Source organism: Halorubrum sp. ASP1 (genome assembly GCF_005435135.1).
Taxonomy (GTDB): Archaea; Halobacteriota; Halobacteria; order Halobacteriales; family Haloferacaceae; genus Halorubrum; species Halorubrum tropicale.
On record NZ_SGUA01000005.1, the window covers coordinates 63,917 to 85,680 of the forward strand.

At 70.6% G+C, this 21,764-nt stretch carries 25 protein-coding genes and 1 pseudogene; 12 read left to right on the forward strand and 14 right to left on the reverse strand.

Annotated features, from left to right (window positions below; genetic code table 11):
- Window positions 1-138 precede the first annotated feature (138 nt).
- Together EXE48_RS08885 and EXE48_RS08890 are read left to right on the forward strand one after the other, a co-directional pair.
- Window positions 139-720 (forward strand): DUF2150 family protein, encoded by a 582-nt coding sequence (locus EXE48_RS08885; protein ID WP_053772747.1) that lies wholly within the window; start codon window positions 139-141, stop codon window positions 718-720.
- A 73-nt stretch (window positions 721-793) separates the two neighbouring features.
- Window positions 794-1,276, forward strand: a complete 483-nt coding sequence (locus EXE48_RS08890) for a DUF456 domain-containing protein (RefSeq protein WP_137711251.1) — start codon at window positions 794-796, stop codon at window positions 1,274-1,276.
- 17 nt (window positions 1,277-1,293) lie between these two features.
- On the opposite strand, the gene EXE48_RS08895 is transcribed toward EXE48_RS08890, so the two are convergent.
- From EXE48_RS08895 to EXE48_RS08905, 3 genes are all read right to left on the reverse strand, one after another.
- A complete protein-coding gene (locus EXE48_RS08895) occupies window positions 1,294-2,103 on the reverse strand; it encodes a DUF63 family protein (RefSeq protein WP_137711252.1) in 810 nt (269 codons plus the stop codon).
- Window positions 2,103-2,552, reverse strand: a complete 450-nt coding sequence (locus EXE48_RS08900) for a universal stress protein (protein ID WP_053772750.1) — start codon at window positions 2,550-2,552, stop codon at window positions 2,103-2,105. Before EXE48_RS08900 ends, EXE48_RS08895 begins: the two co-directional genes overlap by 1 nt.
- A 73-nt stretch (window positions 2,553-2,625) precedes the next feature.
- Window positions 2,626-3,411, reverse strand: coding sequence for a DUF547 domain-containing protein (locus EXE48_RS08905; RefSeq protein ID WP_053772751.1), 786 nt, complete (start codon window positions 3,409-3,411; stop codon window positions 2,626-2,628).
- Between the two features lie 100 nt (window positions 3,412-3,511).
- On the opposite strand from EXE48_RS08905, the gene EXE48_RS08910 reads away from it, so the two are divergent.
- Both EXE48_RS08910 and EXE48_RS08915 read left to right on the forward strand, forming a co-directional pair.
- Complete coding sequence (locus EXE48_RS08910; RefSeq protein ID WP_053772752.1) at window positions 3,512-4,030, forward strand: peroxiredoxin family protein; 519 nt, start codon at window positions 3,512-3,514, stop codon at window positions 4,028-4,030.
- A gap of 3 nt (window positions 4,031-4,033) precedes the next feature.
- Window positions 4,034-4,969: a prenyltransferase gene (locus EXE48_RS08915; protein ID WP_137711253.1), complete on the forward strand. Its 936-nt coding sequence runs from the start codon at window positions 4,034-4,036 to the stop codon at window positions 4,967-4,969.
- 72 nt (window positions 4,970-5,041) lie between these two features.
- Here EXE48_RS08915 and EXE48_RS08920 read toward each other — a convergent pair whose 3' ends face one another.
- Both EXE48_RS08920 and EXE48_RS08925 read right to left on the reverse strand, forming a co-directional pair.
- Window positions 5,042-5,962, reverse strand: a complete 921-nt coding sequence (locus tag EXE48_RS08920) for a DNA adenine methylase (protein WP_137711254.1) — start codon at window positions 5,960-5,962, stop codon at window positions 5,042-5,044.
- Window positions 5,963-6,050: 88 nt separating this feature from the next.
- A complete protein-coding gene (locus tag EXE48_RS08925; RefSeq protein WP_121563856.1) occupies window positions 6,051-6,350 on the reverse strand; it encodes a DUF7344 domain-containing protein in 300 nt (99 codons plus the stop codon).
- A gap of 339 nt (window positions 6,351-6,689) precedes the next feature.
- Here EXE48_RS08925 and EXE48_RS08930 point away from each other — a divergent pair, with 339 nt between their 5' ends.
- Window positions 6,690-6,977, forward strand: coding sequence for a hypothetical protein (locus tag EXE48_RS08930; protein WP_121563854.1), 288 nt, complete (start codon window positions 6,690-6,692; stop codon window positions 6,975-6,977).
- Between the two features lie 121 nt (window positions 6,978-7,098).
- Here the strand turns inward: EXE48_RS08930 and EXE48_RS08935 are convergent, their stop codons facing one another.
- Both EXE48_RS08935 and EXE48_RS08940 read right to left on the reverse strand, forming a co-directional pair.
- Window positions 7,099-8,154 (reverse strand): NAD(P)/FAD-dependent oxidoreductase, encoded by a 1,056-nt coding sequence (locus EXE48_RS08935; protein WP_137711255.1) that lies wholly within the window; start codon window positions 8,152-8,154, stop codon window positions 7,099-7,101.
- A gap of 44 nt (window positions 8,155-8,198) precedes the next feature.
- Window positions 8,199-8,708, reverse strand: coding sequence for a universal stress protein (locus EXE48_RS08940; protein WP_137711338.1), 510 nt, complete (start codon window positions 8,706-8,708; stop codon window positions 8,199-8,201).
- A 343-nt stretch (window positions 8,709-9,051) separates the two neighbouring features.
- On the opposite strand from EXE48_RS08940, the gene EXE48_RS08945 reads away from it, so the two are divergent.
- On the forward strand, window positions 9,052-10,413 hold the full coding sequence (locus EXE48_RS08945) for an OFA family MFS transporter (RefSeq protein ID WP_137711256.1): 1,362 nt from the start codon (window positions 9,052-9,054) through the stop codon (window positions 10,411-10,413).
- An 89-nt stretch (window positions 10,414-10,502) separates the two neighbouring features.
- Here the strand turns inward: EXE48_RS08945 and EXE48_RS08950 are convergent, their stop codons facing one another.
- Complete coding sequence (locus EXE48_RS08950) at window positions 10,503-10,907, reverse strand: hypothetical protein (RefSeq protein ID WP_137704457.1); 405 nt, start codon at window positions 10,905-10,907, stop codon at window positions 10,503-10,505.
- Complete coding sequence (locus EXE48_RS08955; protein WP_137704458.1) at window positions 10,904-11,512, reverse strand: class I SAM-dependent methyltransferase; 609 nt, start codon at window positions 11,510-11,512, stop codon at window positions 10,904-10,906. The genes EXE48_RS08950 and EXE48_RS08955 overlap by 4 nt, the downstream gene beginning before the upstream one ends.
- A gap of 115 nt (window positions 11,513-11,627) precedes the next feature.
- Here EXE48_RS08955 and EXE48_RS08960 point away from each other — a divergent pair.
- Both EXE48_RS08960 and EXE48_RS08965 read left to right on the forward strand, forming a co-directional pair.
- Window positions 11,628-11,705: pseudogene (locus EXE48_RS08960) on the forward strand (pirin family protein); the annotation flags it as partial.
- A gap of 49 nt (window positions 11,706-11,754) precedes the next feature.
- Window positions 11,755-12,279, forward strand: coding sequence for a DUF7979 domain-containing protein (locus tag EXE48_RS08965; RefSeq protein WP_137711257.1), 525 nt, complete (start codon window positions 11,755-11,757; stop codon window positions 12,277-12,279).
- Between the two features lie 24 nt (window positions 12,280-12,303).
- On the opposite strand, the gene EXE48_RS08970 is transcribed toward EXE48_RS08965, so the two are convergent.
- Entirely contained in the window at window positions 12,304-13,341 is a 1,038-nt protein-coding gene (locus EXE48_RS08970) for a succinylglutamate desuccinylase/aspartoacylase family protein (RefSeq protein ID WP_053772763.1), read from the reverse strand.
- A gap of 112 nt (window positions 13,342-13,453) precedes the next feature.
- On the opposite strand from EXE48_RS08970, the gene EXE48_RS08975 reads away from it, so the two are divergent.
- Together EXE48_RS08975 and EXE48_RS08980 are read left to right on the forward strand one after the other, a co-directional pair.
- Window positions 13,454-14,809 carry a putative ATP-dependent zinc protease gene (locus tag EXE48_RS08975; protein ID WP_053772764.1) on the forward strand — a complete coding sequence of 452 codons (1,356 nt, stop codon included), beginning with the start codon at window positions 13,454-13,456 and terminating at the stop codon, window positions 14,807-14,809.
- Window positions 14,810-14,887: 78 nt separating this feature from the next.
- A complete protein-coding gene (locus EXE48_RS08980) occupies window positions 14,888-15,343 on the forward strand; it encodes a ribbon-helix-helix domain-containing protein (protein WP_121599665.1) in 456 nt (151 codons plus the stop codon).
- Between the two features lie 55 nt (window positions 15,344-15,398).
- Here EXE48_RS08980 and EXE48_RS08985 read toward each other — a convergent pair whose 3' ends face one another.
- The gene (locus tag EXE48_RS08985) at window positions 15,399-15,953 is read right to left on the reverse strand and encodes a DNA-3-methyladenine glycosylase family protein (RefSeq protein ID WP_137711258.1); all 555 of its coding nucleotides are present in this window, start codon (window positions 15,951-15,953) and stop codon (window positions 15,399-15,401) included.
- Window positions 15,954-16,135: 182 nt separating this feature from the next.
- Between EXE48_RS08985 and EXE48_RS08990 the strand changes: the two genes are divergently transcribed.
- Window positions 16,136-18,118 (forward strand): 3-hydroxyacyl-CoA dehydrogenase/enoyl-CoA hydratase family protein, encoded by a 1,983-nt coding sequence (locus EXE48_RS08990; protein WP_053772767.1) that lies wholly within the window; start codon window positions 16,136-16,138, stop codon window positions 18,116-18,118.
- 43 nt (window positions 18,119-18,161) lie between these two features.
- On the opposite strand, the gene EXE48_RS08995 is transcribed toward EXE48_RS08990, so the two are convergent.
- The 3 genes from EXE48_RS08995 to EXE48_RS09005 form a co-directional block, all read right to left on the reverse strand.
- Window positions 18,162-18,788 (reverse strand): class I SAM-dependent methyltransferase, encoded by a 627-nt coding sequence (locus EXE48_RS08995; RefSeq protein ID WP_137711259.1) that lies wholly within the window; start codon window positions 18,786-18,788, stop codon window positions 18,162-18,164.
- Window positions 18,789-18,858: 70 nt separating this feature from the next.
- Window positions 18,859-19,905, reverse strand: a complete 1,047-nt coding sequence (gene asd, locus EXE48_RS09000; protein ID WP_137711260.1) for an aspartate-semialdehyde dehydrogenase — start codon at window positions 19,903-19,905, stop codon at window positions 18,859-18,861.
- A 370-nt stretch (window positions 19,906-20,275) separates the two neighbouring features.
- A complete protein-coding gene (locus tag EXE48_RS09005; protein WP_137711261.1) occupies window positions 20,276-20,806 on the reverse strand; it encodes a hypothetical protein in 531 nt (176 codons plus the stop codon).
- A gap of 118 nt (window positions 20,807-20,924) precedes the next feature.
- Between EXE48_RS09005 and EXE48_RS09010 the strand changes: the two genes are divergently transcribed.
- Entirely contained in the window at window positions 20,925-21,716 is a 792-nt protein-coding gene (locus EXE48_RS09010) for a hypothetical protein (RefSeq protein WP_053772770.1), read from the forward strand.
- Window positions 21,717-21,764 lie beyond the last annotated feature (48 nt).

The following is a 21,764-nucleotide window of genomic DNA, read 5'->3' on the forward strand; positions in this document are numbered from 1 at the left end:
GCGCCCGACCGCGGGACGGAGGCGTCCGACCGCGGGACGGGGGCGCCGCCGGGAATCCGGGATTCACGCGGGTGAGACGCGGTCTCGCGCGGCGATCGATAGGAAAGGCATTTGAGTTGGCCGGGCGACGTAGGGCACATGACCGACGACGACGCCGTCGAAACGTTCTATACCGACGAACGCTGGCAGAACTGGCTCGACAGGCTGGCCGAAGAGGAACTCGACCCCGAGAACGAGGACTCGGCGCGCCTCCTCCTCAACCTCCAGGACGACGCGGCGATCGCCGTGGTGAAGGTGCTCGCGGCGTTCGACGACGACCGCATCGGCGAGGAGCGCGCCGTGGAGGAGCTCCGCGACATCCGCGAGATCGTCCTCGCCGACGTGGAGTTCGACGACGAGGACAAGGTAATGCTGATCGACGGCGTCCAGACCTCGCTCGTCCCCGTCTTCTACGCGGCCGAGGAGTACGTCGTCGGCGGCGTCGTCGACGGCGACGTGAGCGAGTTCGTGCGCGCCGCCGCCGAGGCCGAGGAGGGCGACGACCTCGACGCCGCGCTCGGCTACGTGGTCCAGGCCGGCACGCGCGTCATCGACGGCGAGGCGCTCGACATCGAGCTCGTCGAGGACCTCGAGTACGGGCTTGTCTCCGAGTGGGTCAACGGGCTCGACTCCCTCCAGTCGGCCATCGAGGACCCGGAAGTCGTCGAAGAGGAGGACTGACGGCGTCGACGGACCCGGCCCCGTCGGGTCGATCGAGGTGAAGTGTTTTCAGCGCCCGTAGCGTCGGGTCCGCATGGTCTCTCTCGCGGCCGGACTGGCGATCGCGCTCCTCGTCGTCTGGACGGCCAGCTCGTTCGTCCCGTTCGTGCCGGGCGGCGTCCTCGCGGCGCTGACGGTCGTCAGATACGCGTACACCACCGGCTTCGCCGAGCCGAGCCTCGTCGCGCTGGTCGCGCTCGTCGCCGTCTCGCTGCTGGCCTCGGCGGCGGACCTCGTGTCCGGAATGGTCTCCGGCCGGATCGGCGGCGCCTCGACCCGGACCGTCGTCGTCGGGACGCTGATCGGGATCGTGCTCCTGGTCCCGCTCGGGCCGATCGGGCTCGTCGTCGGCCTTGGCGGCACCGTCTTCGTCGCCGCCCTCGACGAGCACGACGGCGACACGGGCGAGGCCGCCCGGCAGGCGGCCTACGCGGTTGTCGGCGCCCTCGCCAGCGCGTTCGTCCAGGCCGTCCTGCTCGCGGGCGTCACGGTCGCGTTCGCCCTCTGCGTCCTGTAACGCCGGTCGCGGGCGGGCTACGCCGCCACCGAGAAGAGGAGCAGGTTGTGCGCGGCCGGGCCGAGCCCCATCGCCGCGACGAATCCGAGGAGGAGGTACCCCTCGGCCGGCTCCTCGCGCACGTACGCCGCGAACAGCCACACGACGGCGCTCGCGACCGCGAGCTTCACGAGGAGGAACAGCCACCCCTCCCCGATCACCGGGAGCGACGGCAGCCCGCCGACCTCAAGCAGGATCCGCGAGAGGGGCGTGCGCTCGCCGAAGCCGAGCTGGGTCGTCCCGACCGCGGTCGAGACGCCGTCGAGCGCGTGGCCGAACACCGCGAGCCCGCCGACGCCGCCAGTGACCCTCGTCTCGGGGCGCGCGCGCGTCAGCCCGGCCCAAGTGGCGCCGGCGACAGGGACGGTGAGCGCGAGCGCGAGCGTCGACCAGCGCGCGCCGACCGGGGAGACCCCTGTGCCGACCGCGACCGCGACGACCGGGACGAGACAGAGCGCGCCGGCGGCCGCGATCGTCGCCGCGATGCGGTCCGGGCGGGCGGCGTCGGCGGCGAGCCACGCCGCGCCCGCGAGCGCTCCCACGGTGAGGTAGACCGCCGGCGAGCCAGCGAACGGCGCGAGGAGCGGCGGGAGCGCGTCGACGACGTAGAGGACGTGGGCCGCGGAGCCGAGCGCCATCCACGGGGCGAGCGCGAGCACGCGGCGCCCGGTGACCGCGGGACGGCGGCGGCGGAGCGCGGCGACGACGCCCGCGGTCGCGAGGAGGAGGACGACCAGGTGCGGCAGGGGCGGCAGCGTCGTGCCCGCGGGGAGGAGGGCGCCGACCATCAGACGGACAGGACTGGCTGGCTCGCGTACAGCAGCACGTACTCGGCGGCCTTCCCCAGCACCTCGCCGGGGTCGCCGGAGACGGGCTCGCGCGGGACGACGATGAAGTCCGACTCCAGCTCCTCGGCCGTGTCGAGGACGACGCTCCCGGGGTGGACCGTCTTCACCGACGTGGAGAAGCCGTAGGCGATGGAGTTGCTGTGGGGCACCCCGGCCGCGTCCGCGCGGCGGGCGACGGAGTCGGTGAACGCCTCGGAGTCGTCTGCCACCTCGCTCTCGTCGACCACCCCGTGGTCGATGGCGCGGACGACCTCCTCGTCGAGGACGTACAGCGCGTGGACGCTCGCGTCGTACTCCGCCGCGAGCGCGATGGCGTAGTCGACCGCCTCGTGTGACTCCTCGCTGCCGTCGACGGGCACGAGGACGAGGTCGATGTCGAGATCGGTCATACGCGGTCCCTCGTCGGGGGAGTTCAAAAAGCCCGCCCAATGCGGCCGCGCGTCCGGACTCCGGCGAGCGGACTCAGTCCCGGCCGCGGAAGGGATCGAGCGAGGGCGTCCAGTCGTACTCGCGGTAGCGGATCCGCGGCGTCGCGTCGGCGTCGATCACGCCGTAGCGCCGCAGCCACTCGCGGATCCCGCTCGTCCCGCCGAAGTCGCCGCGGTACCAGAGCATGAGCCGCGGCACGCGGGCGGTGCCGTCCGCGACGACCGTCTCGCCGCGCAGGTACGTCTCGGTCGCGTGGTCGAGCTGCTCGTCGACGGTCGCCGGGTCGTACGCGAAGACAGCCGGGCAGGCGGCCGCGCCGCAGTTGACCGCGAAGTGGATCCGCGGGTCCGGCTCGGCGACCCGGTGCCGGCGGACGAACGCGGACGGAAACGGGTTCGGCAGGTAGCCCAGCCCGTACTTCCACCGCGAGCGACGCAGGATCCCGTGTTCGATCTCGTCGAGGCTCAGGTCGGTGCCGGCCACGGAGACGACCGGGGCGCCGAAGAAGCGGCGGCGGTCCGACAGGCGCGTCGGGTCGTCGAGGAGCGCGTCGCCGGTGGCGCCGTTGTAGACGTTGATCCAGAACGCCAGCCGCTCGGCGGGCGAGAGGGCGTCGAGCGCGGTCGGCGACAGCGCGTCGAGCCGATCGCGGGCCGCGTCGGCGGCCCCGTCCGTCCGGACGGCGCGGAGGAACCCGCGGGCGGCGTCGACCGGCGCGGCCCCCGAGCCCGAGTCGGCGGTCGGAGGCTCTGCCGCCCCTCGGTCCGCGGCGGGCCGCTCCGCGGTCTCACCCCCGTCGGTCGCCCCCGGCCTTGCCATGGCCTGAGATATGGTCGCACGGACCTATATGTGGCCCGGTTCCGCGCGGCGGGCGCCAGACCGGGTCTCGATTTATCCGGCGCGAGCGCGTACGCGACGTATGAGCGACACCCGGACGTCCGCCGAGGCGGTCCCCGACTTCGAGCTCCCGAACGTCGCGGCCGGTCCCGACCCGTTCGCGCTGTCGGCCGCGGCCGCGGACCCCGACGCCGACGCGGTCGTCCTCCTGTTCCAGCGCGACTACCACTGCGGGAACTGCCGGACGCAGGTCCAAGCGATCGCCGACCGGTACGACGAGTTCGCGGCGCTGAACGCGACGGTGGTCTCCGTGCTGCCCGAACCCGTCGACCGGGCGCGGTCGTGGCAGGAGTCGTACGACCTCCCGTTCCCGCTGCTCGCGGACCCCGACGCGGACGTGAGCGACGCGTACGACCAGCCCGTGCGGTTCGGCGTCCTCGGGTCGCTACACGACCTCGTCGGGCGCATGCCGGTGGCGATGGTCCTCGACGTGCGCTCCGGCGAGCCGGTCGTCGCGTACGCGTACGAGGGGCGGCTGCCCGCCGACCGGCCCGAGACCGACGACCTGCTGGCCGAGGTCCGCGCGCTCCGGGACGACTGACCGATGGAGCGGCGCGCGCCCATCGCCCTCTGGCGGCTCTCGCGCCCGTCCCAGCTCGGCCTGATCGCGCTCGTGTACGCCCTCGGCGTCGCGATGGCGTACGGCCGCGGGCACGGCGCGACGGCCGGCCCAGTCCGGGTCGGCTTCGGGCTCGCCGCGCTGCTACCGGTCGCCGCGAGCGTCCACTACGCCAACGAGTACGCCGACGTCGAGACCGACGCGCTCACCGACCGCACACGGTTCTCCGGCGGGAGCGGCGCGCTGGTCGAGACCGACCTCCCGCGGGCGGTCGCGCTCCGGGCCGGAATCGCCGCCGGCGGCCTCGGGCTCGCCGCGGTCGGCCTCGGCGTTGCGGCCGCGGCGGTCGGCCTCGCGGACGGCCCGCTCCTGACGCCGCCGGCCGCCGTCCTCCTCGCGGGGATCCTCGTCGTCGGCTGGCAGTACTCGGTCGGGCCGCTCCGGCTCGCGTGGAACGGGCTCGGAGCGGCGACGAACGCGCTCCTCGGCGGCGCCGCGCTCCCGCTGTACGGGTTCGCGGTCGCGGCCGGTGCGGTCACCGCCGAGGCCGCGCTCGCGACGCTCCCCTTCGCCGTCGTGGTGTTCGTCAACCTCTTGGAGACGACGTGGCCCGACCGCCGCGCGGACGCCGCCGTCGGGAAGCGGACGCTCGCGGCGCGGTGGTCGGCGGCCCGGCTCCGCGCCGCGTACGCGCTCGGGGGCGCCGCGGCCGCGCTCGCGGCCGCCGCCCTCGCCGGCCGAGTGCTTCCGCCGCTCGTGACCGGGGCGACGCTGCTCCCGCTGGTCGGGCTCGCCCCGGGGTACCGGCGGTTCACGCGCAGGGACGAGCCGCTGCCCGCGGTGGCGACGATGGTCGCGCTGGCGGCCGCGACGACGGCCGCGTGGGCGCTCGGCGCGCTCGGCGTCGGCCCGGGCGCGTGAGGGGCGATCCGACGCGCGGCGGGAGTCGGTGCCGCCCTCGCCGCGCGCGACTTCAGTCCCGCGAGCGGTCCCTCAGTACTGCGAGAGGTCCTTCTGTGCCGTTTCGCGTCGCTTCGCTGGCGGGACGTTCGTCGCGACGATCTCGTCGACCGCGTCCCGGTTGTCCGCGTCGCTGTTGATCGCGCGGGTCGCGCCCTCGCGGTCGACGCGGAACCCCGCCTCGGCGTACGCGTCGTACATCACGCCGCTGTTCGAGAGGACGACCCACACCCCGGCGTCGTCGAGCTCGCCGGCGACGTCGAGCAGGCGGCGCTGGTCCTCGCGGTCGAAGCCGTCCGCGCTGTACTCGTTGAAGTTCGCGGTCGCGCTCATCGGCTCGTAGGGGGGATCGAAGTAGACTAAGTCGCCGGGCTCGGCCGCGTCGAGGACGTACGCGAAGTCGCCGTTGCGGATCTCCGCGTCGGCGAGCAGGTCGCTCGCCCGACGGATCCGGTCCCGTCGGACCCAGTCGGGGTCGGCGTACCGACCGATCGGGACGTTGAACCCGCCGTCCGCGTTCTCGCGGTAGAGCCCGTTGTAGCAGGTCCGGTTGAGATACAGGAGGAGCGCGGCCTCCTCTAAGGGGTCGAACGAGCCCTCGTAGGGGCGGCGGTTGAACCGCGCGCGCTGCTGGTAGTAGTAGGCGTCCACCTCCCGGCCGCGGGGCGTCTCCTCGTCGTACGGGAGGGCCGGGTCGGGGCCGCTCTCGGGGTCGTCGAGCGACGCGAGCCGCGAGATCAGCTCGTCGGGGCGGTCGCGGACCTGCTCGTAGAAGTTCACCAGCCGCGGGTTCGCGTCGTTGACCGTCGCGCGGGCGGGTTCGAGGTCGAAGAAGACGGCGCCGCCGCCGACGAACGGCTCGTGGTACCGGCCGAACTCGGCCGGGAACCGGGCGTACAGCTCGTCGAGCAGCTGTCGCTTCCCGCCGGCCCACTTCAGGATCGGCTCGGCCATCGCTGTCGGGTGTCGCCCGCGCCCGGGGATAAACGTCCCGGGCCGCGTCGGCGGCGGAGCTCCGCGCCCGATCGACCGCTCGCGGCGGTCAGTCGTCGGAGGCCTCGACGCCCGGCATCGGGAGGTCGTCGACGTGGCTCGCGGCCTCCTCGAAGTTGGGACCGGGCTCGATGGTCCCGGCCTCGCGGTCCCACTCGATGTAGCCGGCCTCCTCTAAGGCCGGCAGGTGCGTCTCGCGGAGTTCGGCGGCGATCTCGTCGGCCCGCCCGCGAACGCGCAGATCCGCGACCGTCTCGACGGCGCCGTCCGCGAGGGCGGCGACCGCGCGCCTGCGCTCCGGCGCCGAGACCACGGCCGCTGGATCGGTGGTGGGAGTGTCGAGTGTCATCGTGTAGCTCCGTTCGTATCTACGAAAGCGGTCGTAACGAAATAAAAGCACCGCCGAACGCGCGTCCCCGCCTCGTCGACGCGCTCGACGGCGCGTGACGCGACGGCGGCGTCCGCGACCGGTCGCCCCGGCCGGCGACGGAGGGGAACCAGCGCCGAACGGCCGATCGTTGTCGACACTTTACAGAAATATGAGAAGTATACCAACGAGTACCATGGTACCGCTTACACCCCGTTAACAACCGTTTCAGATGTTCTGAATGCGTGATGTGTGGTACCGTTTCTCAAAACTTATTTGGAAAGTGAAAGGTTTTAGTCGGCCGAGCGTGTACGGTGAGATATGTACCAAGGCTCTATCACCTCGGCGGAGACGCACCGGCCGATCGGCGCCGACTCGCCGCCGGGCAGCCGCTCGCCGCTGGGGACGCTCGCGTTCCTCGCGCTCGTCGTCGCACCGTTCGTCGCGTTCGCGTACCCCGTCGCGACCGTCGCGCTGCTGACCGGCACCGTCGCGCTCGCCGTCGTCTCGCGGTCCGTCCTGCGGACCCTGCGCCGACGCAGCGGCCGCGTCCGGACGCTCACGCTCCCCGGCCTGGGGACCGTCGAGTACCGGATCACGACGAACTGACGCGAACGACCCGCGTCCGACGGAACCGCCGCTGAATCGCTTTTCGAAGAGACTCGCGCGCACAGCTGCGACGCCGAAAACAGTCGCAGAACCGCCGCGGATTGCCTTCTCGCCGATCTCCTCAGATCCCGTACGCGACGCGCTCGCCGACGTCGAGGCCGTTCGCGAGCGCGGCGTGGAGCCGCCCCTCGCCGGCGACCCAGTCGCCGAGCAGGTACAGTCCCGCGTCGCGCGCCGAGTCGACCGGGCCGCGGTCGACGCCGCCCTCGGGCAGCGCGTAGCGCCACCCCTGGTGATCGGTCCACGTCGGGTCGGCCAGCCGCTCGTCGCCGACGATGTCGGCGGTGTGCTCCGCGAGCGCGGCGACGTTCTCGGCCGGGTCCTCGTCGTAGCGCGCCGTCGACCAGGCGTCGTTCGCCTGGACGACGAGCAGCGTCTCGCCGTCCGGGACGTGGCCGGGCTTACACTCCTCGCGGGAGATCCAGCCGACGGCGTGCTCCTTGTCGGTGTTGACGAGCGCGTAGTAGGGCACGTCGAGTTCGAACGGGTACCGGAGGACCGCGGTCCAGACGCTGCCGTACTCGACCTCGCCGACCGCCTCGATGAGCGTCTCGCGGAGCGGGTCGTCCCACTCGGCGGTCGCGAGGAGGTCCCTCGTCTGCGGGGCCGGCGGGTTCAGCAGGAGGGCGTCGAACGGCCCGCGCGTCGCGCCGTCCGCGTCGACGAGCTCCCAGCGGCCGTCGCCGTCGGCCGCGCCGTCCAGGCGTCGGACCGTCTCGATCCGGGTCCGTCGGTGGACGGTCGCGTCGGTGCGGCCGAACAGGCGCTTCGCGATCTGCGTGAGCCCCCGCCGATAGCTCCACTTGTGGTCGTCGGCGTCCCGGCCCGGCGACACCGTCTCGTCCGCCTCGAAGGTGTACACCGGCTCCGTCACGTCGACGAGCCCCTCGTCGTCGAGCGTCTCCGTGATCAGCTCGACGACGCGGTCGTCGTCGCTCTTCAGGTAGTTCGCACCGTAGTCGTACGTGAGCTCGTCGTGGCGCCGCGTGGCCGCGCGCCCGCAGAGCCCGCCGGACTTCTCGAAGACCGTCACGTCCGCGTCCGGGACCGCGCCGTCGATGACGAACGCCGCCGCGGCCGCCCCCGCGCCCGCGCCGACGATGCCTACGTGGGTCACACCGATCGTAGGGGCCGCGACCACTTAACCGGTCGCCGCGCGGGTCAGTCGTCGTTCGGGCCCACGACCATGACCGGGACGTCGACGCCGCGCCGGACGCGGGCCGGGACCGGGTCAGGGTGGAGCAGGCGGTCGAGCCCGGTCCGGCGGGCGGCGCCGACCACCACGAGGTCCGCGTCGTGCGCGGCGGCGAAGTCGACCGCCTCCCTGTGCGGCGCGCCGTAGCGGAACCACTTCTCGACCTCGACGCCGGCCGCGGCGCCCCGGGCCGCGGCGGCCTCAACGAGCTCCTCGCCGGCCCGCTCGCGGCGCTCGACGACCATGTCCCAGCCCTCGGTCGTGTCGACGACGTACAGCGCGTCGACGGTCGCCCCGTGCGTCGCCGCGAGGTCGACGGCCGCCGAGGCCGCGGCCCGCCCCGCGGGGTCGTCGGTCGTGACGACCATCACGCGCTCGAAGCGCCCCGGCCCGGGAGACCGCGGGACGCGGTCGGCGTCGCGGGAGGCGCTCGCGGTTCCGTCGCGCGGGTCGGCGGCGTCGGTGTCGGTGGACATGGTGTGGGTTCGGGCGTCGGCCTGTGACGCCCCGTGTTCGAATACGGCTACGAGAGGCTCCATCTTAACAATTTTCGACAGGATAGACGATTATCATAATTTATCCGGGGCGCCGCGCGACGGATCGGGACCGCCGTCGGGCGGCGACCAACCGCCGGACGACCGCGGGCGATTCCGGACCGGCGAGCGGCTCGCGGGGACCGACCGCAACGACGAGTTTTAGTCGGCGAGCGCGGTGGGTGGAAACGAGACCTCCCCGAACCGGGGGACCGGTGCCGAGAGGCGAAACGACAGGGCACGCACGTCATGACACAGACCGACACCACGCGGACGACGGACGACGATGGGTGATGGCGAACCGACGGCGGAAGGCGCCGACGGGGAGGGAGAGGCGACGGCCGACGGCGACGGGTCGACGGGCGGTGTCGACTACGCCGCGCGCGCCGCCGACACGCTCGGCTTCTCCCGCTGGTGGCAGATCGCGGCCGCGGCCGGGATGATGGCCGCGGTGAGCCCGTACCAGTACGTCTGGTCGTCCATCTCGCCGGCGCTCTCCGAGGGCCTCGACATCGCGCTCCCGGCGCTGGGCGCGGTGTTCTCCTTTTACGTCGTGTTCCAGTCGCTCTCGCAGTTCCCGGCGGGCAAGTGGCGGGACAGCCGGGGGCCGGGCGCGCTCACCTTCCTCGCGGCGGTGCTCGCCGGCGGCGGCTACATCGGCCTCGCGTACGCGACGAGCCTGTGGCAGCTGTACCTGCTGTACTCGCTGGGCGCGGTCGGCGTCGGCATCGTCTACACCGTCGCCGTCAACACCGCCGTCAAGTGGTTCCCCGACCGCACCGGGCTGACGACCGGGGTCGGGACGATGGCGTTCGCGGCCGGCAGCGCCCTCGTGGTCCCGTACGTGCGGGCGAACGCGACCGTGGCGGCGTACAGCGACGTGCTCCGCAACATCGGGATCGGGATCTTGGTCGTCACGCTCGTCGGCTCGCTCCTCCTCCGGGACCCCCCGACGGACTGGCTGAACCGCGACGGGGACGACGACGGCGACGGCGGGGACGACGGCCTGGCCGCCTCGATCCGCGGCCGCAACTACTCGACGGGAGAGATGCTCTCGACCTGGCAGTTCTGGCTGCTGTACGCGATGTTCATCGCGATGGCGAGCGCCGACCTCCTCGTCATCGCGAACGTGGTCCGGTTCGCGGAGAACTTCGGGCTGGCGGCGCTCGTCGCGACGCTCTCCGCGACGCTGCTCCCCGTCGCCGCCGGCGTCTCGCGGTTGATCCTCGGCGAGGCGACCGACCGCTTCAGCCGCAAGCGCGTGATGGCGGGCTCGTTCCTCCTCGCCGGGCTCTTCCGGATCGGGCTGGTGGCGGCCGGCGAGGCGGGCAACGGCGCCGTCTTCGTCGCGTTCGTCCTCGGCGCGATGTTCTTCTCCTCGCCGCTGTACGTCTTCTTCCCGTCGATACTGGCCGACTACTACGGCTCGGCCAACTCATCCGGCAACTACGCCGTCCTGTACACCGCGAAGGTCGGCGGCGGGGTCTTCTCCGGGACGGTCGCCGGCTACCTCGTCGCGAACCTCGGCTGGAACCCGACGTTCCTCCTCGGCGGCGCGCTCGCGCTCGGCGCCGGAGCGGCGGTGTTCGTCCTCCGACCGCCCAGCGGCTCCGGGCTGGAGTCGACCGCCCCGTCGACGGCGGACTGACGAGCGGCGCGGGGGCGACCGCCGTCAGGCGTCTACCGCGTCCGCCGGCCCCTACCGGGGGCGCCGGCTCCGACCGCCTCCGCCGGCTCCTACCGCGTCGCCCGACGGACCGCGAACGCCCAGAGTCCGACCGCGACGCCGCCGGCGGTCAGCACCGCGTTGACGCCGACCGGTTCGAGCCCGAACGGCGTGAACGCGGGGGCGATCGACGCGTGAAGCAGGAAGCCGACCGCGCCCGCGGCGGCGACGCGTCGGGGGCGCCACGCCCGCGAGTCGGCGGTGTCCCCCGCCGGACCGAGGACGCGGTCGCCGGAGGCGACGACGACGTGGCCGAGGCCGAACACGGCGCCGAGCGCGGCGGAGCCGGCGAGGTCGACGGCGACGCTCGTCTCGAAGAGGCGGTACCAGAGGACGTGCGCCAGCCGCGCGGCCGCGCCGAGCGTCAGGGCAAGCGCGAGGTCGAAGCCCCCGGCCGCGACGCGGCGGGGCGTCACGGGAGCGTCCCCACCAGAGCGTAGAACGGGTCCTCGCCCGGGCGCTCGGCGATCCGGTCGGCGACCGCGAACCCGCCCGCGTCGAGGTACCGCTCGACGAGGTCGGCGCGCTCGGCCATCGAGGCGGCGCGCCACGCGCGGACGGCCTTCGTCGGGAACATGCGGTTCGAGAAGCTCACGACGACCGTCCCGCCGGGCGCGAGGACGCGCGCGAACTCCGCGAACACCTGACCGGGGTACTGGAGGTACTGGACCGACAGCGCGCAGCAGACGGCGTCGAAGGATCCGTCGGCGAACGGGAGCGACGGGTCGGCGTTGAGGTCGCTGACGACGAACTCGTCGAGGCGGTCGTTGGCGGCCAGTTCGGCCTCGTTGAGCCCGTGGCCGACGACGCGCTCGTAGTCGGTCTCGGGCAGGTGCGACACCCAACTGCTCATCGCGTCGAGGACGCGGTCGCCGGGCTCGGTGACGGAGGCGTACAGCGCGGTGAGCCGGGCGAGGAACGCGTCGTCCGCGTGGGTGACGAACCGCGGATCGTCGTAGAACGTCCCGTCCGGCCGGTCGTCGCGCTTGCGGCGCTCAAGGTCCGAGAGGACGGTCGTCACGCTATCGAAACGAGGTGCGCGGGACACAAGAGCGCGTCGCCCCCACCGGACCGCTTTTTAACCGCGTAATTTTACAAGTCGGTAATGGACTCCACCACCGCCGCCGACCGCGGGCGACGAGGGCGCGACGGTCGTGGCGTTCCTGGTGGACCCCGACGCGCCCGTGACGCGGCAGGGGACGATCGGTCGGTAGCGCGGCGGCGACCCCGAACGCTCAACTCCCGGCCCGCCGAACGCGGCGTATGCGCATCCCGCTCGCGGCCGCCGGGCTCGCCGCGCTCGGCGTCCTCCTGATGGCGAATCCCCTCTACCTCCCCGTCGCCGTCGGCGAGCCGAGCCCCGCCTACACGCACACCGTCCAGCCGGTGACCGAGGGGTCCGTCGCGGGCTTCGAGTCGCCGGCCGCGAGCGGGGGGAACGGGTCGGACGCGTCGGACGCGGTCGTCGCGTACGCCGACCTCCCGCCCGACGCCCGAGAGGCCTTCGACCGCGCTCGCGACTCGCCCGAGGGGGGCTTCGGCGTCGAGGACCCCGCCGAGCGCGTCGACTCGCTGTCGTACCCGACGGAGCCGGCGCTCGGGGACGGGATCCTGATCGTCGAGCGCGACGGCGAGCGGTACGAGTTCTGGACGCGGACCGTCGAGCGCGAGCCGGGCGCCGTCGTCGCGCAGCGCGTCCTCCTCCAGCCGGCGGCGTTCCTGATCGGCTTCCTGGCGCTCGTCGCCGGCGCGGCGGTCGGACTCCGTGGACGGCTCGGTGGTGAGTGACGGGAGGCGCGCCGCCGCGACCCCTCACTCCGAGGGCGTCGGCTGGCCGACGGGGCTGGGCGCGTCGCCGGCCTCGATCGCCCGGCGGGTCGACGCGCCGATCTCGACGAGGTGACACAGGGGGTTGCCGGGGTAGACGACCGGGTTCTCCAGGAGGCCGATCAGGAGACCGGTGAAGGGGGCCTCGACCCCGACGGCGTCCTCCTTGAACGGGTTGGTGATCGTCGCGATGCGCTCGCCCTCGCGGACGAGCGACCCGCTCTCGAAGTGGGTGTCGACGATGCCGCCGGAGTCGGCGCGGAGCCACGTCTTCTCGCCCGCGCCGGCGACGATGGTGCGCCAGCCGGGCCAGCGCACCGCGTCGGTCTCCAAGAGCCCGTACTCCGCGAACACGGAGCGGACCCCGTCGAGCGCGTCGTCGATGAGCGGGCGCTGGAACCGGTGCGCCTCCCCCATCTCGACCGTGATCGTGGGGATGTCGTCGTCGGTCGCCTCGCCGCGGAGGGTGCCGCTCGGCCCGTCGCTGTCGATGACGACCTTCGAGCCGAACGCCATCGCGAGACGGTAGACGGCCTCGTCGGTCATGTCCGCGCGGACGTGGAGCATGTTCGTCCGGCCGCGGGTGGAGGTGTGGAAGTCGAGTCCGAAGTCGCACGGCGCGATGAAGTTCTCGTAGATCTGGTGGGCCATGCGCTTCGAACTGGTCGACCCGGGCTTCCCCGGGAACGACCGGTTCAGGTCCCGGTCGTAGACGGGGAGGTACCGCTGCTGCGCGAGGAACCCGGGGACGTTGAGCACGGGCAGGCAGACGAGGGTGCCGGCCAGCTCGGAGAGGTCCCACTCGTGGGCGACCTCGCGGACGACCTCGATCCCGTTCAGCTCGTCGCCGTGGGCCGCGGCGGTGAGGAACGCGGTCGGCCCGTCGCGCTCGCCGTTGACGATGGTGACGGGGATCCGCACCGGGTCGCCGAGGTACGTCTCGCTGATGCCGTAGCGGATGTTCTGCGTGTCGCCGGGCGGCACCGCCCCGCCGTTGTACGTGAACGCCCGGTCGTCGCTCATGCCTGAGCGGAGCGGGGGGCGGGCTATATATATGGCGACCCGTCACTCCCCGGGCGGCCCGTCGGCCGAGTCGATCGGTCGAACTTTTACGCACGCCCGCGCAGGAGTCGCTATGAGTTCGGACCCGGTTCGGGTGGGAGTCCTGTCGCTGCACAACAGCAAGGAGACGAAGGCGATCTGTAACGCGGTCGAGGACCTCGGCCACGAGCCGGTGTGGCTCCGCGAGGAGAACGCCGCGGTCAGCGTCGAGGACGGCGACGTCTCCGTCGAGCCCGCGGTCGACGTGATCGCGAACCGCCTCCTCCTGTCGAACACCGACCAGCCCGCGGAGCTGCTGGGGCTGGCGGCGACGTTCGAGCGCATCCGCCCGATGCTGAACGAGCCGAACGCGGTGCTGGCGTCGATCCACAAGTTCGCCACGGCCGCGACGCTCGCCGACTGGAACATCCGCGTACCCGACGCGCTGCTGGCGCTGTCGAACGACCGCCTCAACGAGGGCCGCGAACGGTTCGGCGACGTGGGCGTGTACAAGACCGCGATCGGCACCCACGGCGGCGGGACGTGGAAGGTGGACCTCACGGAGCGGGTGAACCCGAAGGTCGGCAACCGGCAGGCGTTCCTCCAGAAGCTCATCGACCGCGACGACGAGAAGCACCGCGACCTGCGCGTGTACGTGGTCGGCGACGAGATCGTCGGGTCGATGTACCGCTACGCGCCCGAGGGCGACTGGCGCACCAACGTCGCGCTCGGCGGCGCGGTCGAGGACGCCACCGACGACATGCCCGAGGAGGCCGCCGACACGGCCCTCTACGCCGCCGAGGTGATGGGGCTCGACTACGCCGGGGTCGACCTCGTGGAGGGGTACGACGGCTGGTACGTCCTCGAAGTGAACCCCACCGCCGGGTTCAAGGGCCTCTTCGAGGCGACCGGGACGAGCCCGGCCCCGTACATCGCGAAGCACGCGATCGAGACGGTCGGCGGCGAGGTGGACGAGGCGGCGGTCGAGCGCGTCGCCGCGACGCTCGACGACTCGCGGCCCTCCTGCGCGCCCGCCCCGAAGCCGAGCACGACCGAGCAGCCCGACATCGGCTACATCGAGGAGGTCGTCGTCACCGGCACCTCCGGCTCGACGCAGGCGCTCGCGAAGTCCGACACGGGCGCGACTCGGACGAGCATCGACACCCAGCTGGCCGCCGAGATCGGCGCCGGCCCGATCAAGAGCATGACCCGCGTCAAGTCGGGCAGCGTGAAGGGCGGCAAGGCCCGCCCGGTCGTCGACCTCGTCATCGGGATCGGCGGGAACCAGCACACCGTCACCGCGAGCGTCGAGGACCGCGGCCACATGGAGTACCCGCTGCTGCTCGGCCGCGACATCCTCACCGACTACCGGGTCGACGTGCGCCGGCGCGCCGACACCGACGAGGCCGAGCGCGGCGAGGCGGGCGAGATACTCGAAGAAGAGGAGTAGACCGCCCGGACGGCGCCGGTTCGGGCGTCGGGCCCGTCTGGCGAAGGTATAAGACCGGGGGTGTCAATGTGACGGCATATGGTGAAGAGCACGGTTCGATTCCCCGAGCCGGTCGTCGAGGAGATCGAGTCGCTCGTCGACGAGGGGCAGTTCGAGAGCAAGTCCGAGTTCTATCGGTTCTCCGCCGACTACGTGCTCTCGCGGACGCTCGACGAGTACGATCCGTCGACGATCGACTACGACGCGATCGAGGCGGAGGTGATCCCCGAGACGGAGCGGAAGCTCGGCGGCGACGACGGCGAGACTGGGGAGCCGCCGTTCTTCGACTCGGTGGCGTTCGTCCGGAAGCTCGCGCTCCGCGGACGGTTCAGCGACGCCGAGGACTTCATCGACCACCAGTACGTCCCGGGCGACCGGCACGCCGTCCTCCTCGAAGAGCTGCTCCGGCTGTACCGCGAGGACGCCGCCGGCGACGAGCCGGCGCCGGTCGAGGGCGAGGGGCGGCGCCCGCGACAGGGCAGCGAGACCAACTGAGCCGCACGTCTACGACCGACTCCCCGCGCTCGACCGCCGCCGGCTCGTCGCCGACTCACGACTCGTACTCGGCCCAGACGTACCGCGTGCCGTAGCTCCGGTAGGGGCGCCACGCCTCGCCGATCTCGCGCATCTCCGCGCGCGACAGCTCCTCGCCGTCGTTGTAGATCCGTTCGATTCCCTTCCGCACTGCGAGGTCGCCGAGCGGCAGCACGTCCTCGCGACCGAGCGCGAAGATCAGGTACATCCGCGCCGTCCACTCGCCCACCCCGCGGATCTCCGTGAGCCGGTCGACGACGGCCGCGTCGCTCAGGTCCGCCAGCCCCTCCCGGGTGAGGTCGCGCTCGCCGTCGCGGAACGCGTCGGCGGCGTTCCGCAGGTACTCGACCTTCGTGGCGCTGAGCCCGGCCTCGTGCAGCGCCGCCTCGTCGGCCGCGAGGACGCGGTCGGGCGTCGGGTCGCCGCCGAGGGCGTCCACGAACCGCTCGCGGATGGCCGCCGCGGAGGCGGTCGAGAGCTGCTGGTTCACGATCGAGGCACAGAGCCGCGCGAACTCGTCGCCCGCGGGCGCGACGTCGAGGGGGCCGTGACGGTCGATCAGCGCGGCCATCGTCGGGTCCTCGCGCAGGGTCGCCGCGACTCGGTCGTCCGTGTCGGAACCCGGGGACGCACGCGGGAGTACGATTCGGTTCGGACCGCCGCGGCGGGGGCGGCCCGCCCGAATAAACTTACTTCGAGTTTGGCGTTTGGAAGATGGAAACGTTCAACCATGACGGTTCCGACCGTTCGGGTATGCAACTCGAAGACGTCCAGCGCGTGGCAGTGCTCGGCGCCGGGAACATGGGACACGGCATCGCGGAAGTGGCCGCCCTCGCCGGCTACGACGTGTCGCTCCGGGACATCAACGACGAGCTCGTCCAGAAGGGGTACGACCAGATCGAGTGGTCGCTCGGCAAGCTCGCCGAGAAGGACCGGATCGGCGACGACGAGGCCGACGCGGCGCTCGACCGCGTCGACGCCTTCGTCGACCTCGGAGACGCGCTCGACGGCGCCGACGTGGTCGTCGAGGTCGTCCCCGAGAAGATGGCGATCAAGAAGGACGTGTACGACGAGGTCGTCGAGCACGCCCCCGAAGAGGCCGTCTTCGTCACCAACACCTCCAGTCTCTCCATCACCGAACTGTCCGAGGTCACCGACCGGCCCGAGCGCTTCTGCGGCATGCACTTCTTCAACCCGCCGGTGCGGATGGACCTCGTCGAGGTCATCTCCGGGAAGCACACGAGCGACGACACCCTGGAACTGATCGAGGGGCTCGCGGAGTCGATGGGGAAGACCCCCGTCCGCGTCCGGAAGGACAGTCCCGGCTTCATCGTCAACCGCATCCTCGTCCCGCTGATGAACGAGGCGGCGTGGATCGTCGAGTCCGGCGACGCGACGATGGAGGCCGTCGACTCCACGACGAAGTTCGACATGGGCCTCCCGATGGGCTCGTTCGAGCTGGCCGACCAGGTCGGCATCGACGTGGGCTACCACGTGTTGGAGTACATGCACGAGGTCCTCGGCGACGCCTACCGCCCGTGCCCGCTGCTCGGCGAGAAGGTCGAGGCGGAGGACCTCGGCAAGAAGACCGGCAAGGGGTTCTACGACTACGAGGACGGCGACGGCGCCCAGATCCCGACCGACGCGGTCGACGCCGACGTCCGCCGCCGCCTGCTCGCGGTGATGGCCAACGAGACGGCCGGCCTCATCGGCGACGACGTGGCCGACGCCGACGACATCGACGAGGCGGTGAAGCTGGGCGCCGGCTTCCCTGACGGCCCGGCCAAGCTCGCGGACGAGGAGGGGCTCGCCGCCCTCGTGGAGACGCTCGACGCGCTCGCGGAGGAGACCGGCGAGGCGCGCTACGAGGCGACCGACTACCTGCGCGAGGCGGCCGAGGAGGGCGGGTTCCGCGGCGACGGCGACGCCGACGCGGACGACGGCCCCGACTACGAGGTGCTGAACGTCGAGGTCGACGCCGAGAGCCGGGTCGGGCACGTCGAGATCGACCGCCCGCACCGGATGAACACGATCAGCGGCGAGGTCCTCGACGAGCTCGCCGACGCGGTCGACCGGCTGGACGACGACGACGAGGTCCGAGCGATCCTGCTCTCGGGCGCGGGCGACCGCGCCTTCTCCGCGGGCGCCGACGTCCAGAGCATGGCCGCCGGCGGCGCGGACCCGATCCACGCGGTCGAGCTCTCCCGACAGGGCCAGCAGACGTTCGGCAAGCTGGAGTCGTCCGACAAGCCCGTGATCGCCGCCATCGACGGCTACTGCCTCGGCGGCGGGATGGAGCTCGCGACCGCCGCGGACATGCGGATCGCCTCCGAGCGCTCCGAGCTGGGCCAGCCCGAGCTCGACCTCGGCCTGCTGCCGGGGTGGGGCGGCACGCAGCGGCTCGCGCGGATCGTCGGCGAGGGGCGCGCGAAGGAGATCATCCTCACCGCCGACCGCTACGACGCCGAGACGATGGCCGAGTACGACTTCGTCAACGAGGTCGTCCCGGACGACGAGCTCGACGAGCGCGCGCGGGAGCTGGCCGAGCAGCTGGCCGGCGGCCCGCCGATCGCCCAGAAGTACACGAAGCGCGCGATCCACGCCGGTCGCACCGACAACGAGGCCGGCCTCGAAGTGGAGGCGATGGGCTTCGGCCACGTGATGAACACGGACGACCTCATGGAGGGCATCACGGCGTTCATGGGCGACGGCGAGCCGGAGTTCGAAGGGAAGTAACGACGAACCCGGCCGCGGTGCGGGTCTCCCACCGGACTGCAGTCTAGCCCTCCAACCGCGCCGTGAAGAACGTCCAGCGCGCGTCGTCGCCCTCCGCGAGCGAGTCTCCCGCCCTCGACTCCCGTTCGACGACGAAGCCGGCGTTCCGGAGGTGTCGCCGGGTCGCTTCCGCCCCCGCGATGTCCCACTGCATCTCGACGCCGGTGTCTAGCCAGTCCGGGTTCTCGCCGTGCCACGGTTTCGGTCCCTCGGAACAGAGAAGTCGCCCGCCGTCGACGAGGACGCGCGCGAACTCGTCGACCACGGCCTGATGCTGTTCGGCCGGAACGTGGATCAGCGAGTGATACGCCGTCACCGCGTCGAAGGCGCCGTCGCCGAAGGGCAGCCGAACCATGTCGCCCTGCGCGAGCGCCGCGTCCGGGACGCGGTCCGCGGCCAGCTCCAGCTGCCGGCGGGAGACGTCGAGTCCGGTCGCGGTCGCCGACGCGCTCAGATCGCTGAGGACGGGGGTACCCTGTCCGCACCCGGCGTCGAGAACGTGCGCCGACGCGGGGAACGCGCAGAGGAAGTCGGCCAACACCTCGCGTCCGCGGCCGGTCTCGTTGCGGTCCGCTGCGTACGCCTCGGCGAGCCGGTCGTACCCGCGGCGTACCGTCTCCTTGTCCACCATGGATCCGAGACGTGAGGGCGGCCGGTTCAATACTTCGCTGAGGCCGCCCGCCGCATCCGACGGCGACCGCTCAGACGTACCCTTCCTCGACGAGCAGCTCGCCGTTGAGCAGCGAGGCGCCGGCCGCGCCGCGGATCGTGTTGTGCGCGAGGCAGTTGTACTTCGCGCCGGCGTCGGTCGACTGGACGCCGCCGGCGACGATCCCCATCCCGTCGGCGTACGTGCGGTCGAGGCGGGGCTGCGGGCGCTCGGGCTCGTCGTCGCCGAACACCTTGATGAGCTGGTCCGGCGAGCTCGGCAGGTCGCCGACGCCCTCGAACGAGCGCATCGCCTCGCGGAGGTCAGCGGCCGAAGGGTCCTCGGCGAACTCCGCGAAGACGTTCTCAAGGTGGCCGTCGAGCGTCGGGATCCGGTTACAGGAGGCGGCCACGTCGGCGTCGTGGAGCGCGACCTCGGCGCCGTCGAACTCGCCGAGCAGCTTGCGCGACTCCGTCTCCATCTTCTCCTCCTCGCCGCCGATGTGCGGGATGGCGTTGTCGATGATCTCCATCGAGGTGACGCCGGAGTAGCCGGCGCCGGAGACGGCCTGGAGCGTGGAGACGCGGACGTTTTCGAGGCCGAACTCGTCGATCGCCGCGAGCGTCGGCACCATCGTGATCGTCGAGCAGTTGGGGTTCTTCACCAAGGCGCCGTCCCAGCCGCGCTCGTCGCGCTGGACCTCGATCAGGTCGAGGTGGTCCGGGTTGATCTCGGGGATGGTGAGCGGCACGTCCGCGGCCATGCGGTCGTTCGAGGAGTTCGAGGAGACGACGTAGCCGGCCTCCAGGAACGCGGGCTCGACCTCCGCGGCGACGCCCGAGGGGAGCGAGGAGAAGAGGAGGTCCACGTCGGCGTCGGCGATCCCCTCCGGGGTCGTCTCCGCGACCTCCATCTCGGCCGCGTCCGCCGGGATCGGCGTGTCGACGCGCCACTTGGCCGCCTCGCGGTACGTCTCGCCCGCGCTCTCCGAACTCGCCGTGACCGCGGCGAGGTCGAAGGTCGGGTGGTCGTCGAGCAGCTGGATGAATCGCTGGCCCACGGCGCCCGTCGCGCCGAGGATACCGACTCGGACAGACATTGCGCGTGGGTCCGTGACAGGGACGTAAGTGCGTTCGGATAGGCGTCGATACCGCCGGACGCCCGAGGCCGGCGGCGAGCGGGGCCGTTAAGCCCCTCCGGGCGCAACATTGGCTCGCGCGCCATCAGTCCCCGCCCGAGTACTCCCCGATGGGAGCGATGACAGCGCGGAGAACCCAGGCGCGTGACATCGGTCGCACACGCGACCCGCCCGTCGCCGCGCAGGCGACCGCCCGCCACGAGGGTTTCCCGGTCGACGCGGCACGCCGCCGGAGATGAGACCGGTCGTTAGTGTCGCGGGCGACATTTTCAGCTTCAGCAGTATAATCGACCTTACGATGGGAATTATATCCCTACTCTGCACAATGAAATTATAACCCCACACCGAAATATCTAATTGACCACTCGACTATGCCGGCCAGTACGGCGGAAAGCAGAAAACCGCTTGCCAGCATACTGGCGAGTAAACCAGCTTGGAGCAATATTTCTCTTGTAACAATAGGTGGTGTAATACTGTTAGCGTACGTGAAAGAAGCTATTGGAACAAGGAATAATGCTACAATTCCGACTACTAGTCCAGCCAGCAACAACTGAACACTGATCCGATTTTGGACAAACCGAAGAAGTGGATATTGCGCTGTAATTGGTTCTCTTACATCCTGTTTAAGCCACCAGAGTCGATCCCGTCCCGGTTTTCGAGTTCCTAGAATATCCCGGCTCGCGAGGTCTTTCAACCGCCTGCGCACTTGTCGGTCGCTTAATTCAACTTTCTCGGCTACTTCTGTGGTTAGAAGGACTTGGTGCTCCGCATGCGAGAACGCATCAATAATCGGTTTGTCCTGTGTTTTTAGACTCGCGTCAAGATCAGATATTGACTCAGAATCCTCACTTTCCAAGCTCATTGGTTGGTGTTCCCTTGCGGACACTGGCTCTGTCCGCTTACAGACACAGATTTTGGACGTCTTTTTGCGGTCATTCTCTTGACCCTATAATTCCCTGGCACGTCAGTTAACATACGCAATGAGTCGAGCCACTGTCAAAAAGACTGGCACGATCGAGGAGGATAGTAGTACAGAGTCAGAGTCAGTAGTCCACCTGAAAGGGGAGATTCACAGTAGTCGCGGAGATCACGACAAAGAGCGGGAGTTGATGAAAGAGGGTATTGATGCTCTCGTTTTGGAAGGAACAGAGAATACCGGCGACTACGGGGTTACAGAGGGCTGGTTCCAACAGGCGGTAGCGGGAATGTTCTATATTCTAAGCCCACTCTATGTTTCGAAGGACATTCTCGTCGACTTCGCTGAGCTACAGGGTGCTGACGTGTACTTCACGCGGGAGAGTGACGCGGAGGTACTACGGAATGCCCCGTTTACGATGAGGGTGATCTCCGCCTCGTTGTATTTCCTCCTCTTACCCAGTAGCGTGATTGTCGGGCTAGTAACGGAGGACTATCTCGCGGGAGCTGGCTTCCTTGCCGTGAGTTTCTCTGTACCTGTTCTTCTTCTCAGGTGGTACAATATGGAGTTCAGATCAGGAAACCAGAATCGGGACGAGATAATGGCACAGACAATCGCTGATGCGGCTGAGGAGAACGATACGGTACTCGCGGTTGTTGGGGCGGGGCATGCTGATGGTATAGTTGACGCGCTACCGAAAACTCTGAACGTTACCTATCATCCGCCGGAATACGGTAGAGCATCCAAGGAGCATCTCAAAGAGATTCTCATTCCATTGTTCCAGATGTTCTCTCTCCTCCTAACTCTCTATCTGGCCATTCTTTGGATCATCGTGACTCTCGTCGGTTTCCTCTGACCAACCCGAGAACGAGCTTTCTAAACATAATTAAAATGTTACATCGGG

Excerpts from the sequence above, each read along its gene's own strand:
- EXE48_RS08910 (WP_053772752.1), top strand. The coding sequence starts at position 3,512 with ATGAGCGACACCCGGACGTCCGCCGAGGCGGTCCCCGACTTCGAGCTC.
- EXE48_RS09005 (WP_137711261.1), bottom strand. The coding sequence starts at position 20,806 with ATGAGCTTGGAAAGTGAGGATTCTGAGTCAATATCTGATCTTGACGCG.
- EXE48_RS08975 (WP_053772764.1), top strand. The coding sequence starts at position 13,454 with ATGAGTTCGGACCCGGTTCGGGTGGGAGTCCTGTCGCTGCACAACAGC.
- EXE48_RS08900 (WP_053772750.1), bottom strand. The coding sequence starts at position 2,552 with ATGACCGATCTCGACATCGACCTCGTCCTCGTGCCCGTCGACGGCAGC.
- EXE48_RS08915 (WP_137711253.1), top strand. The coding sequence starts at position 4,034 with ATGGAGCGGCGCGCGCCCATCGCCCTCTGGCGGCTCTCGCGCCCGTCC.
- EXE48_RS08995 (WP_137711259.1), bottom strand. The coding sequence starts at position 18,788 with ATGGTGGACAAGGAGACGGTACGCCGCGGGTACGACCGGCTCGCCGAG.
- EXE48_RS08905 (WP_053772751.1), bottom strand. The coding sequence starts at position 3,411 with ATGGCAAGGCCGGGGGCGACCGACGGGGGTGAGACCGCGGAGCGGCCC.
- asd (WP_137711260.1), bottom strand. The coding sequence starts at position 19,905 with ATGTCTGTCCGAGTCGGTATCCTCGGCGCGACGGGCGCCGTGGGCCAG.
- EXE48_RS08970 (WP_053772763.1), bottom strand. The coding sequence starts at position 13,341 with ATGAGCGACGACCGGGCGTTCACGTACAACGGCGGGGCGGTGCCGCCC.
- EXE48_RS08890 (WP_137711251.1), top strand. The coding sequence starts at position 794 with ATGGTCTCTCTCGCGGCCGGACTGGCGATCGCGCTCCTCGTCGTCTGG.
- EXE48_RS08930 (WP_121563854.1), top strand. The coding sequence starts at position 6,690 with ATGTACCAAGGCTCTATCACCTCGGCGGAGACGCACCGGCCGATCGGC.
- EXE48_RS08965 (WP_137711257.1), top strand. The coding sequence starts at position 11,755 with ATGCGCATCCCGCTCGCGGCCGCCGGGCTCGCCGCGCTCGGCGTCCTC.
- EXE48_RS08940 (WP_137711338.1), bottom strand. The coding sequence starts at position 8,708 with ATGTCCACCGACACCGACGCCGCCGACCCGCGCGACGGAACCGCGAGC.
- EXE48_RS08990 (WP_053772767.1), top strand. The coding sequence starts at position 16,136 with ATGCAACTCGAAGACGTCCAGCGCGTGGCAGTGCTCGGCGCCGGGAAC.
- EXE48_RS08920 (WP_137711254.1), bottom strand. The coding sequence starts at position 5,962 with ATGGCCGAGCCGATCCTGAAGTGGGCCGGCGGGAAGCGACAGCTGCTC.
- EXE48_RS08980 (WP_121599665.1), top strand. The coding sequence starts at position 14,888 with ATGGTGAAGAGCACGGTTCGATTCCCCGAGCCGGTCGTCGAGGAGATC.
- EXE48_RS08895 (WP_137711252.1), bottom strand. The coding sequence starts at position 2,103 with ATGGTCGGCGCCCTCCTCCCCGCGGGCACGACGCTGCCGCCCCTGCCG.
- EXE48_RS08945 (WP_137711256.1), top strand. The coding sequence starts at position 9,052 with ATGGGTGATGGCGAACCGACGGCGGAAGGCGCCGACGGGGAGGGAGAG.
- EXE48_RS08985 (WP_137711258.1), bottom strand. The coding sequence starts at position 15,953 with ATGGCCGCGCTGATCGACCGTCACGGCCCCCTCGACGTCGCGCCCGCG.
- EXE48_RS08925 (WP_121563856.1), bottom strand. The coding sequence starts at position 6,350 with ATGACACTCGACACTCCCACCACCGATCCAGCGGCCGTGGTCTCGGCG.
- EXE48_RS09010 (WP_053772770.1), top strand. The coding sequence starts at position 20,925 with ATGAGTCGAGCCACTGTCAAAAAGACTGGCACGATCGAGGAGGATAGT.
- EXE48_RS08885 (WP_053772747.1), top strand. The coding sequence starts at position 139 with ATGACCGACGACGACGCCGTCGAAACGTTCTATACCGACGAACGCTGG.